Genomic DNA, 12,525 nt, shown 5'->3' on the forward strand with positions numbered 1-12,525 from the left:
TATGCGAATTTTACATTTAGCAAGTTTTTCTGGTAACATTGGTGATTTGGCAAATCATCAAGGCTTTAGAAAAATGTTCGCTGAAACTATTGATAGTTCGACTGAATGGACTAATGTAGAGATACGACAGTTTTACTGGAAAGAGCGAGCATTCGATATTGAATTTATTAAAGAGATAAACCAATACGATTTGTTCGTAATTGGTGGTGGAAACTATCTTGAACTTTGGGTTGACTCTTCTCCGACTGGCACTTCTTTAGCTTTTCCATTGCATCTATTTGAGCAGATTGAAATTCCAGTTTTATTTAATGCATTAGGCGTTGATAATGGGCAGGGAGTTTCTGAAAGTGCATTAGAAAAATTTTCTGCATTTCTTAAAATCATAAATAACAATCCGAAAATATTTCTCTCCGTTCGTAATGATGGGTCTTACTCAACGTTACAAAAGTATTTTCCAGATGATGCTTTTACGAAAGTATTCAAATGCCCAGACGGTGGATTTAACTCTTTTTTTCAGGTGAGTGATGAAGGCAGTAATGAAAAGCGCAATATTTTAATAGGTGTTAATCTTGCTTGTGATATGCCTGGTATTCGATTTACTTCAGATTTTACAATAGATGATTTTAGTAAATCATTTGCACATTTGCTAGTTAAGTTAGGTGAAAAAAACGTTGATTCTGAGTTTGTTTTTTTTCCGCATATCTATAGTGATTATGATATTTTTTATAGGGTCATCCTGAATTTGCCAGATCGTTTCAGGCGGACAAGGTTAAGGATATCTTCTTATGGTCCTGGAATTAGTGGCGCAGAAAAAACCTTTTCTGATTATAACCTATGTGATCTTGTTCTTGGGATGCGATTTCATTCGAATGTTTATTCAATTGCTCAAGGAATACCAACGATAGGTATAGAAAATTATCCGCAAATTGGTAAATTATATTCTGATTTAGGTTTTAATAGCGGAGTAGTAAAAGTTCAAGCCAGTAAGGACTTTCAATCCTTATTGGATTTATCCGAAAAATATCTAAATGAATCAAAAAAATACAAAGAAATATATTCAGACATTGCAGAAAAAATGAAAGATCAATATTATTCCTACGGCGAAAGCTTGAAGTCTTGGATTGTTAATAATTACTAATAATGAAAATTCTTTTTTTTTCGCCTCATGCACTAATTACTTTACACTCGTTACCTGAACTTCAAATAGCAAAATATTTGAAATCAGTTGGCCATGAGGTTCATTATGTAACATGTGATGGTGTTTTTTCAAACTATTGCGTTAGTATGGCTTCGGAAAATATCGATGTTGGTGCTAATTCGATAGAGAAGGAATCAATTTGTAAAAAGTGCCGATATACCCGAGATATTTTGATCCATGATAATATGTTCATTAATCACAGATTGGATCAGTATATACTTGATTCCGATTATATTGAAGTAGAAAAACATATAGCCGCAGTTACAGCAGAAAATTTTTTGGATTATGAAGTTCTTGGAATTAAAGTTTTTAGGCTAGCATCATATGAACCTCTTTTGAAATTCAAAAAAATCTCATGCGAATTTGATAAAGATGAATGGCAAACGTTTCTAATATATGCAAGAAATTGTTTAATTTCTCTTTATGCATATGCCCGATTATATTCAAAAATCTCTCCTGATGTATTGTTTGCTTACAGTCCACAGTATGGAGTAAATAACGCAGTGTTTCATTTTTCAATGCTTCGCGGAAATTCTTGTTATTTTATTGAAGGTAGTTCGAATAATGCGGAAAGATATGAGGCTGTGAGAGTTTGGAAATGGCAAAATTTTTATCTCTTAAATCCTGCCTTAGATTATTGGAACCGACGTTTTGAGTTAATACGTGAACTTGATTTAGACCGTATCAAAGGTCATTTTGATGAACTCTTGAAAGCAAAATCTTTTGCTGTTTATTCATCTGCAGTTTCCGGTAATTTTAAGTTAGAAAACCATTTTAATATTAAAAAAGGAGCTAAAATTATTTTAGCTTCACTAAGTAGTTCGGATGAAGCTTATTCGGCGTATATAATCGGAGGATTCCCAGGTTCAAAAGTCGAGAGCAAGGTGTTTAAGAATCAATTTGAATGGATTCGCGAGACTATATCCATTGTATCAAATGACCCAAATCTCCACTTGATTATTCGATTACACCCAAGAGATTTACAGAATAAGCGTGAATCTGTTGTTTCAGAACAATTTTCAATTTGGCAAAGTATTTTGAAAGACTTACCTGCAAATGTTTCGGTAAATTATCCTACCGAAAATATTTCGCTTTATGACCTATTAAAGGAAATTGATTTATTAGTAACTGGTTGGTCCGCAACGGGAATTGAAGCTCTTTCATATGGTATTCCTGTTGTGACCTATGATGAAAATCTTCCTTCTTATCCGCGGCTTGTACATTATACAGGCAATAGCTTAAAAACTTATAGGGAAAATATATTTAAAGCTTTAGAAGACGGTTGGAATATCAGAAACGTAGAAAATTCATATCTCTGGATGGCCTTAAGTTTTTCCGCAGGAACAGTCCGGATACCTTCAGAACTTTATTCGAAAATTATTAAACGAAGGAATTTAATTTTTCGGATTCTCAAAAAGTTTTTTAAGCTTTTAGGTTTGAGAGGAATTTTCTTCAAACTTGAGAACTGGTTTACATTTTCTATTTTTAAGAAAGCTGTTGAGCTAAAGTGTGTTGATGGTTTAGTTAAGTTTAATTTAAAAAATTTGTATGAGTATAGGTTGTTGAATAATCAAGTAAGTAAATACGATATTTCTAAAAAAATTATGCAAATGTTTAATTCTAATCTAGAGAATTTATATAAATATTCTAGCGACGATTATAAAAGTAATTCGAAACTTTTTTTAAAGGCAAAAAATGAGCTTAGATCCTATAAATAATTCTGAAGACTATGCTGTGATAGTCTCAAATATCACTAAAAAATATAAACACTATGAACGTCCAAGGCATAGAATTCAAGAGATGCTTCGTCCGATTTTGGGTAAAATTAAACCTGAATTTGATAGGCAATACTTTCGTGATATTAAAGCATTAAATGATGTTTCTTTTTCCTTAAAAAAGGGAGATTCATTGGGAATTATAGGTAGAAATGGTTCCGGTAAATCAACATTGCTACAGATCATTGCTGGAACATTAACTCCTTCTAGTGGTGATGTTTTAGTAAATGGTCGAGTCAATGCTTTATTGGAACTTGGTTCCGGATTCAATCTTGAGTTTACTGGTAAAGAGAATATTTATTTAAACGGTGCAATTTTAGGATTCTCTAACTCTTTTATAAAAAGTAAATATGATGAAATTGTTGAGTTTTCAGAAATAGGAAATTATATTAATCAACCTGTAAAAACTTATTCAAGCGGGATGTTCGTTCGATTGGCATTTTCTGTTCAAGCGCTGATGGATCCTGATATTTTAATAGTAGATGAGGCTCTAAGCGTTGGTGATGTTTTTTTTCAAGCAAAGTGTTTCGATTTAATTGAACGAATGTTGAAAAATGGGAAAACAACATTTCTATTTGTTAGTCATGACATACATACGGTGATAAAATATTGTAAACATGCTTTATTGTTAAATAAGGGAAATCAAGTTTATCTTGGCGATGCCCGAGTTGCTGCTGGGCTTTATTATAAGGTTGAGAAATACAATGAATATGAATTACAACTGGAAGGAAAGAGAATTGATTCAGAAAATTCCAACACAAATAAAAAACAAAATTTAAAACTTAAGGAAGATTTCATTTCTCCGAATGCGATTAGGTTTAGTAGCGGGTCATTTGATCGTCTCGAGTTAATTGGTTATTCAATCAAAAATATAGAACATGACCAAGAAGTTTTGTATGTTGGTGACTATGTAAGGTTTTCATTTCATTTTTTGGTGAATGATAACATTGAAACTATTCTATTTGCACTTGGATTTACAAATACGGCAAATAATTCGATTTATGGGAAATTTAATTTCCAGATAGATACAAATAAAGTTCCAAGAAATTTAAAAAAAGGTGAAGAAGTAACGATTACATATGACTTAAAGCTTAGTTTACTTCCAGATGATTATATCATTGGACTTACTATTAATGAAATGGAAATTGAAAATTTTGACATTATAGAGTCACTTTCTATTCAAAGATATGCTAGTTCTTTAATCAATATATTTACTGCGCAAATAACTTCATTTAAGCTTATTGTTTCTCCCAAAGATCTTTTTTTACCCTTTATGGGTTTAGTTGATCTACCTGTTGAGCTTACTACTGAGGTAAATGGTCATCAATAAATTTATGTTTAAGAAAAAAAAAACTGAAAGCAATTATTACCGTTCTTACTCTCAAGAAGGGGAGGATATGGTTCTTCGAGACCTTTTTGGTGAGAAAAAAGATGGTAGATATGTAGATATTGGTGCCTATGATCCTTTTCGGTTTTCCAACACAAATTACTTTTATGAATTGGGTTGGACAGGGATTAATATTGAGCCTTCGCCAGATGGGTTTAATAAATTTGAAGTTTATAGAAAACGGGATCAAAATTTAAACATAGGCATCGGTTTAGAGGAATCGGAATTAGTTTACTACCGATTTGAAGAAGCTGCGTTGAATACCTTTGATGCAGATAGGGTCAAATTTTTAGAAGAAAATACAAATTATAAATCAAAAGATAACGTGAAAGTAAAAGTTAGACCACTTTCCAATGTTTTGCGGCAATTTTCCTTGGATAAAGAGATTGATTTTATGAATATTGACGTGGAATGGAATGAAATCTCTGTTTTGAAATCTGGGGATTGGACAAAATTTCGACCGAAAGTAATTTTAATTGAAATTCTAAATTTTGATCTTGAGACGATAACAAATAATCCAATCCACTTGTTATTAAAAGAGCTTGGATATTATTTTTACTGTAAAACTCCTCGCACTTGTTTTTACTTAGATAAAAACTTTCAGCCATAGATTTACACATTACTTATTATTTATAGTTCTCCAACCTATGACAAATTCACCAATAGTCATTTTTGTTTACAATCGTCCTGAGCACACCAAACGTGTCATCGATTCATTGTTTACCAATTTAGAATCTTCCGATTCGGATTTAATCATCTACGCTGATTATGCAAAGAACGACTCACATATAACGAAAGTAAATGAAGTGAGGTCTTATATAAAAAGTATTACTGGGTTCAAATCTATTCAGATAATTGAAAGAGAGAGAAATTTTGGTCTTGCTAAATCAATTCTTTCTGGTGTAACAGATGTTTTGAAAAGATTTGAAACTGTTATTGTATTGGAAGATGATATTGTGGTGAGCCCATTTTTTCTGCAATATATGAATCTTGGCTTAAAGAAGTATAAAGATGTTGAAAAAGTTGCGAGCATCCATGGTTACAATTATCCGATCGACACAAAAGGTTTAAAGGAAACTTTTTTTATCAAAGGTGCTGATTGTTGGGGATGGGGAACTTGGAAACGGGTATGGGATCAGTTTGAAACAGATGGTTCTAAGTTGTTAACCGAATTAGAGGATAACAACTTATTAGAAGAATTTAATTATGGGGGACATTTCAAATTCTCTGAAATGTTAAAAAAACAAATTGAAGGGAAAAATGACAGCTGGGCAGTGAGGTGGTATGCCTCGATGTTTTTGCTAAATAAAGTTACTTTATATCCAAAAGAAAGTTTAATTCAAAATATTGGTTTAGATAGCAGTGGGACTCACTGCAATGACGACGATTTTTTGAGCCCTTCCTTCTCCAATCAAAGAGTCGCTTATTTCCCTGATAAAATTGAAAATGACAGGGTTGCTAGAAAAAGATTATCGGAATACTTTGAATCCTTAACTCAACAAAAGAATCGAAATGAATCGAAGGTACGCAAAATCATAAATTTGTTATATAGAAAACTATTTAGGCTATTATTTAACAATCGCAGAGAAAAAGAACAGGATTACTATTTTGGAAATTTTTCATCTTGGGGTGAAGCAGTAAAATTATGTAGCGGGTATGCTTCGGAAGTTATCCTTGAAAAAGTAAAGAATTCGCTTTTGAAAGTTAAAAACGGAGAGGCGGTATACGAGAGGGATTCTGTGTTATTTGATGAAATACATTATTCAATGCCTCTTTTGGTTTCTCTTTTATACTTGGCATCGCAACACGAAGGGAAACTGAATTTACTTGATTTTGGTGGTTCATTAGGTAGTACCTATTTTCAAAACCGTAAATTTCTAAACGGTTTATCTATTTGTAAGTGGTCCATAGTAGAACAACAACATTTTGTTAAATGCGGAATAGAGAACTTTCAAGATGATACACTGAATTTCTTTAATACAATTAAAGAAGCTGTCGACACTAACAAGCCAAACGTTATTCTCTTTTCGAGTACAATTCAGTATTTGGAAGACCCATTCGAAATTTTATCACAAGTTCTGGAACACAACTTTGACTTTATTATTTTTGATCGAACACCTTTAATTTATAGTGATAAGACTGAACATATAATGATCCAGAAGGTTCCTGAGGAAATTTATAAAGCAGAAATTCCAATACGGTTTATGAATCATTTCTCTTTATCTACATTTTTAGCTAAAAACTATGAGGTTTTTTCTGAGTTTGATGCTGATGAGGAAATTTTCCCTGTAGATCTTGAGATAAAAAATAAATGTATTATTTTTAAAAAGGCGTAAAATGCAAATAATTAGTCCTATATCCAAGAATTCAAATGTAACTATTATTAAGAAATTCTCTGCTTCCTATTTAGTTTCGCAGTGGAAACAATTATTCGAAGTCGATGTAACATCTGATTTTAAATCCATAGATGAAGTTTTTCTTTGTGAGTGTAATGAATCAAAAATTCGCTTCTATTTCCCGCTCGAAATTGCAGGTTCAGATAAACTATATAAACAATTATCTGAAAAATACGATTGGTATTACGGCGAAGATAAGTGGGAATTTGATATTGGGACTGAAATTGTTAGAAAATATTCACCTAATAGTCTTCTGGAAATTGGTTCTGGCAAAGGGCATTTTATAAAAAAGGTGATGTCTTTTGTACGTGATGCAATGGGTATTGAATTCAATCAGGACGCATTGAAATATGCGGAAAGGGAAAAACTCCCAATTCAAAATCAAACATTTTCTCAATTAATAGAATCATCCGCTTCTTATGATTTTATTGTGAGTTTTGAAGTTTTCGAACATGTTACTGATCCTTTGGGCTTTATCGAAAGTTCACTCAGACTGCTAAATGAAAAAGGAAGAATGTTGATAGCTGTTCCTAATCGAGATAGTTTTATTAAATATGGAGAGGTTTTACTTGATATGCCTCCTCATCATATGCTTTCTTTAAATCTAGATTTTTTTAAATATTTGACTAAAAGGTTTAATTTAGAGTTAGAAACTTTAAAATATGAACCCTTAGCAACTTATCACATTGACTACTACATTAATCTATTGAGAGAAGGTTTTAGCAGTAAAGTGAAAAGCACAACTCTTGGAAGGGTTTTTAGTCTGTTTTGTAGGATCTATAAAATTGTTTTGTCGTTTAGTTTTTTTCGTTCTTTAGTAAAAGGGCAAACGATTCTCGTTGTAATGAGAAAAAAATGAATAGAGACTTCCTGCCAAATTTTAAATACATTTTTCTGAACCCATTCTTTATCACGAGAAGGTTCCTTTTTTTGAACATTCAAAGATTGAGTGTCCATATAAAAAAGGGAAAGTTGCTTGATATAGGCTGCGGAACTAAACCTTATCAACAATTCTTTCAGGAAGCTGAATATGTTGGTATGGATTATGCGCATGGAATCAATTCTGAAAATCCTGTTGCAGATGTATTTTATGATGGAAAGAATTTTCCGTTTAAGGCCAATACCTTTGATTATTTTTTAGCAACAGAAGTCCTTGAGCATGTTTTTAATCCAGATGAGTTTATTCTAGAGATCAAACGAGTTCTTAAAAAAGGCGGAATCGGCATTGTAACAGTTCCTTTTGTTTGGGATGAGCACGAAATTCCATATGATTTTGCAAGGTATTCATCATTTGGAATTAAAGCATTATTGGAACGAAATGGGTTTCAAATTTTAGAACAGTATAAAACTGGGAATTTTATCTTAACCCTTGGGCAATTATTTTGCACTTACTTATACTATTTATTCTCCCGAAAAAGGTCAGTTTACAAATTAAGTTTACCTCTTGTGTTTGCGCCGATTCAAATCTTAACGATATTACTGTCGAAAGTATTGCCATCAAATGATGGTTTTTACTTAGACAATATTCTTTTGGTTAAGAAAAAATAAGAATTCTTATGGAAGAGATCATTGTAAAAAACTCAGGTTATGTCTTACTAAAGCAGTTTACTGACCAGAGAGAGGGAAGTCTGACAGTTGCAGAATCCGATAGAGATATTCCTTTCGCGATTAAACGAACCTACTATATCATTCAAAAAAATGCTTCCGAAGTCAGCAGGGGAAATCACGCACATAAAGAAACGGTTCAGGTCATCTTTTGTCTAAGCGGTAGTTTTGTTTTGAATCTTGATGATGGAAATAACTCTCAAAAAATTTTGATGAATGAAAGCCATGTTGGAGTTATCCTCGGAAAAGAATTATGGCATTCAATGGAATCAATATCCTCTGGTTGCATTATGTTAGTTTATGCTTCTGACTATTATGATGAAAAAGATTATCTTCGAAACCATGATGAATTTTTAGAGTACATTGCTGATAAAAAGAAATGATTGAATACGAAAACTTAAAACTACTAAATGCACCATTCCAAGAGGAGATTGATGAAGCCGTTTTACGTGTTTCGAAGAGTGGTTGGTTTATTCTAGGGAAAGAATTGGAAACATTCGAAACTGAGTTCGCTGCATTCAATGGTAACAAATATTGTATCGGCGTTGCCTCTGGTCTAGATGCCTTAGCCTTAAGTCTTAAGTGTTATGATTTCCCAGAGGGAATGGAGGTGATCGTTCCTTCTAACACATACATTGCAACTATCTTATCGATTATGCAAAACGGACTAAAGCCTGTTTTGGTTGAGCCTTCCATTGGCACTTATAATATAGATCCAACGAAGGTAAGAGAAAAGATTACTAAGAATACTTGTGCAGTGATGGTAGTTCATCTATATGGCAGGCCGTGCGATATGGATCCTATTGTTGAAATTTGTAATGAAAATAACTTAGTTTTAGTTGAAGATTGTGCACAAGCTCATGGAGCAAAATATAACAATAAGAATGTAGGTACATTTGGCTATGTCAATGCATTCAGTTTTTACCCTACTAAGAATTTAGGAGCCTTCGGTGATGCAGGTGCTGTTGTCACAGATGATCCAGATATTGCAAACAAAATAAGAAAACTAAGGAATTATGGTTCATCGGTTAAATACTATAACGAGTTTGTGGGAATGAATTCGAGACTCGATGAAATGCAAGCCGCAATTCTTTCGGTAAAACTGAAATATCTCAATAAGATAAATCAGCATAAAAAAGAACTGGCTCAGATTTATGATAAAGGATTGTCCAATCACTTAGTTAAACCGCTTCCTGATGACAAATCCATTTACCAAGTACATCATATTTATCCTGTTCGAACGACAAGCCGAGATAAGCTGAAAGCCTATCTTTTGGAAAATGGAATCAAAACGGAAATTCATTATCCAGTCCCGCCGCATAAACAATTAGCTTTAATCAATCACCAATCAAAAGATTGGAATATTACTAGTGGTACTTTTCCGATTGCAGAAGAGATCCATGAAACTGAACTTAGTTTACCTATTTCATTTTTCCATTCGAAGTCTGAAATTGAACGAGTGGTTACAGTATTAAATCGGTGGCAAAACTAATTAATGTCTATTAATTATTATTGTACGCTATTTGATTCGAATTATTTACTTCGTGGAATTTCCATGTTGGAATCCTTAGCTGAAAAAGACCCTTCAGCTAAGGTATATGTGTTCCCCTTTGATAGTGAATGTTATGATTCACTTCAAAAGTTGGATTTCCCTTTTGTTCAATTAGTTTCCTTAAAGGAATTTGAATCACCAGACTTACTCCGCGTAAAGATGGAAAGATCAAAAGGGGAATATTGTTGGACCTGCACTCCTTGGATCATTCGTTTTTGTTTGGATCGGTTTCAATTAGATCACTGTACATATGTCGATGCAGATTTATTATTTTTTTCTAATCCGCAAGTTTTGTTAGATGAGGCACAATATTCTTCTGTGCTCATCACTGAGCATCGTTATTCTCCTGCATATGACCAGTCTGCTACGGCTGGAATCTATTGTGTTCAATTTGTTTTCTTTCGAAGTGATGCAGATGGATTGAAAGTTTTGCACTGGTGGGCGGATCGTTGCCTCGAATGGTGTTATTCGCGTTTTGAAGAAGGGAAATTTGGGGATCAGAAATACTTAGATCATTGGGCAACAGCATTCAACCGAGTCCATGTACTAAAACATCTCGGAGGAGGGGTGGCACCCTGGAACGTACAACAATATGAATTTGTTTCTGCTCATAATAGTTCGATTGTTTTAAAAGAGAAAGGATCGAATCAGGAGTTTAATCTTGTTTTTTATCATTTTCATGATGTAAAAGTTAAAGAAGGTGTTTTTAACTATATTTCTGATTTTTATGATATTTCGAAAAATATTTACCTATCAATCTATTCCCTTTACTCACAAAAATTGAAAACACAGTTTCTCCGCTTAAAAGAAATAGATTCCAAAATGGAACCTTACAATTCTCTTTTGGATAATTCTATTTCAGAATTGTTGTACAAAAGGTCAGTAAATTCCGGATTATTAACTGAATCTTATTTATATCTTTTACCTGAAGATGGGGATTTAGTTGAACTTGGAAAATACAATTTTGGAATTTCTCCTGTTTCCCAAAATGTAAAATTAGAGTTTCCGGTAAACGTAGTTACTCAGGATAAAACAATAAAGATACTTTGTCTTCTGGCAAAAGGAATTTCATTTGAAGTCCAGATCGACCAAATCTTGGTAACGATTAAAAATGGGCTTACCGAAACAAAAATAATTCCAATGAGTTTTAGTTTATTATCTTCTAAAATCAATGGCAATTGGCAAAAACAAAGAGAAAACTGTTTTAGTTTCTTTTCGAATCATGGCTATTTTGAATTTAAACTTGAATTTCCAGCTATCGAAAAGATTGAATTGATTGGTAAATGGAGATCCATTGGAACGATTGAAGCAGCCAATGAAATTTCAAGGTTGGATATTTTCGGTAGGATCTTAAAAAAAATTAGGAATTATATTTTATGATCTTATTCGACTTTCAAATTTTTTTAAATCAAAAGTATGGCGGGATTTCTTTGTTATTTGCAGAAGTTATGGAGCGCCTCCATAATCAAAGGAAAGACTTTGAAGTTCCCATAATTTGTACGAAAAATGAAAATTTAAAGAATAGAGCATATTTCAAACCTTATTCTTTTTTTTCATTTCCGAAAGATGTACCTGAAATAGAAGATTGGCTCTGGGGGAAATCTTTTTCGGGAAAAACAATCATTTACCCAATATACAAATCCATAAAATTATTTTATAATAAAATTGTTTTCAGATTAATTTACCGCCGAAACCGCAATTTAATTTCTAAACGACTCAAAAGTTCAGACGTCCAGATATTTCACCCAACTTACTTCGATACTTATTTTTTTAGCTTAATAAAGAATGATAAAAGGATCAAAAAAGTAATCACTATTTATGATTTAACCCATGAACGATTTCCTGGATTTTATAAATTATCTGATGTTGCCTTAAAAAATCGAAAAAATCTTTGTGATTTCTCCGATAAGATTATTTCGATTTCGGAATCCACAAAAAAAGATCTATTAGAATTTTATCAAATACCTGAGGAAAAAATCGAAGTAATTCATTTAGGCTCGAACATAATCAAAGTTCCTGACAAGGAGTTGAATTTTATCTGGAAGGACTACATTCTCTTTGTTGGCGATAGAGGTGGTTATAAAAATTTTGATAATTTTATAAAAGGCATTGCTCCAGTAATTTATAAGTATAAAGTAAATCTAGTTTTGTTAGGTGGGAAAAAACTATCTGGAGCCGAAAAAGAATCTTTAGGAAAGTTGAATTTGTTGGGTAAAACCATACATATTAATTTTTCTTCGGATTCGGAGCTGAAGTATTATTATCAAAATGCCTCATTGTTTGTGTTCCCATCTTTATATGAGGGTTTTGGTATTCCCTTGGTTGATGCTATGGCTTTGGGTTGTCCAATAATTTGTAGTAATACTAGTTCCTTTCCTGAGGTAGTCGGAGATGCTGCCATTCAGTTTGATCCTTGGTTTTCTGAGTCGATCACGAGTGCTGCTGAACAGATATTTCGATCTAATGCAATAAGGAATAAGATGGTCCAGAAGGGATTGGTTCGAAGTAAGGAATTTACTTGGGAACGATGTGCAGATAAACATATTGATTTTTATAATAGGATATTGTCAGAAGAGTCTCTTTGATAATTAAAGGGGATCCTTTTACATTCG

11 protein-coding genes are annotated in these 12,525 nt (G+C 32.7%); all 11 read left to right on the plus strand.

The annotated features are described in order from the left end of the window. The first annotated feature begins 1 nt into the window (after position 1). The 11 genes from EHQ70_RS01585 to EHQ70_RS01635 all read left to right on the plus strand — a co-directional run bounded on the left by EHQ70_RS01585 (position 2) and on the right by EHQ70_RS01635 (position 12,498). Positions 2-1,138: a polysaccharide pyruvyl transferase family protein gene (locus EHQ70_RS01585; protein ID WP_135583235.1), complete on the plus strand. Its 1,137-nt coding sequence runs from the start codon at positions 2-4 to the stop codon at positions 1,136-1,138. Between the two features lie 2 nt (positions 1,139-1,140). Further along, positions 1,141-2,916, plus strand: coding sequence for a glycosyltransferase family protein (locus EHQ70_RS01590; protein WP_135583236.1), 1,776 nt, complete (start codon positions 1,141-1,143; stop codon positions 2,914-2,916). Beyond that, complete coding sequence (locus EHQ70_RS01595) at positions 2,894-4,303, plus strand: ABC transporter ATP-binding protein (RefSeq protein ID WP_135583237.1); 1,410 nt, start codon at positions 2,894-2,896, stop codon at positions 4,301-4,303. The genes EHQ70_RS01590 and EHQ70_RS01595 overlap by 23 nt, the downstream gene beginning before the upstream one ends. 67 nt (positions 4,304-4,370) lie before the next feature. Further along, positions 4,371-4,970 carry an FkbM family methyltransferase gene (locus EHQ70_RS01600; RefSeq protein ID WP_244288189.1) on the plus strand — a complete coding sequence of 200 codons (600 nt, stop codon included), beginning with the start codon at positions 4,371-4,373 and terminating at the stop codon, positions 4,968-4,970. Positions 4,971-5,007: 37 nt separating this feature from the next. Continuing rightward, on the plus strand, positions 5,008-6,696 hold the full coding sequence (locus EHQ70_RS01605) for a methyltransferase, TIGR04325 family (protein ID WP_135583239.1): 1,689 nt from the start codon (positions 5,008-5,010) through the stop codon (positions 6,694-6,696). A gap of 1 nt (position 6,697) precedes the next feature. Beyond that, positions 6,698-7,615, plus strand: a complete 918-nt coding sequence (locus tag EHQ70_RS01610) for a class I SAM-dependent methyltransferase (RefSeq protein WP_135583240.1) — start codon at positions 6,698-6,700, stop codon at positions 7,613-7,615. Then, a complete protein-coding gene (locus EHQ70_RS01615) occupies positions 7,612-8,304 on the plus strand; it encodes a class I SAM-dependent methyltransferase (protein WP_135583241.1) in 693 nt (230 codons plus the stop codon). The genes EHQ70_RS01610 and EHQ70_RS01615 overlap by 4 nt, the downstream gene beginning before the upstream one ends. Before the next feature lie 8 nt (positions 8,305-8,312). Then, positions 8,313-8,744, plus strand: a complete 432-nt coding sequence (locus EHQ70_RS01620; RefSeq protein WP_135583242.1) for a sugar 3,4-ketoisomerase — start codon at positions 8,313-8,315, stop codon at positions 8,742-8,744. Continuing rightward, the gene (locus EHQ70_RS01625; RefSeq protein ID WP_135583243.1) at positions 8,741-9,853 is read left to right on the plus strand and encodes a DegT/DnrJ/EryC1/StrS family aminotransferase; all 1,113 of its coding nucleotides are present in this window, start codon (positions 8,741-8,743) and stop codon (positions 9,851-9,853) included. The genes EHQ70_RS01620 and EHQ70_RS01625 overlap by 4 nt, the downstream gene beginning before the upstream one ends. A 3-nt stretch (positions 9,854-9,856) precedes the next feature. Continuing rightward, on the plus strand, positions 9,857-11,293 hold the full coding sequence (locus EHQ70_RS01630) for a hypothetical protein (protein ID WP_244288191.1): 1,437 nt from the start codon (positions 9,857-9,859) through the stop codon (positions 11,291-11,293). Next, a complete protein-coding gene (locus EHQ70_RS01635) occupies positions 11,290-12,498 on the plus strand; it encodes a glycosyltransferase family 4 protein (RefSeq protein WP_135583245.1) in 1,209 nt (402 codons plus the stop codon). The genes EHQ70_RS01630 and EHQ70_RS01635 overlap by 4 nt, the downstream gene beginning before the upstream one ends. Positions 12,499-12,525 lie beyond the last annotated feature (27 nt).

The sequence above is a fragment of the Leptospira congkakensis genome (assembly GCF_004770265.1).
GTDB lineage: Bacteria > Spirochaetota > Leptospiria > Leptospirales > Leptospiraceae > Leptospira_A > Leptospira_A congkakensis.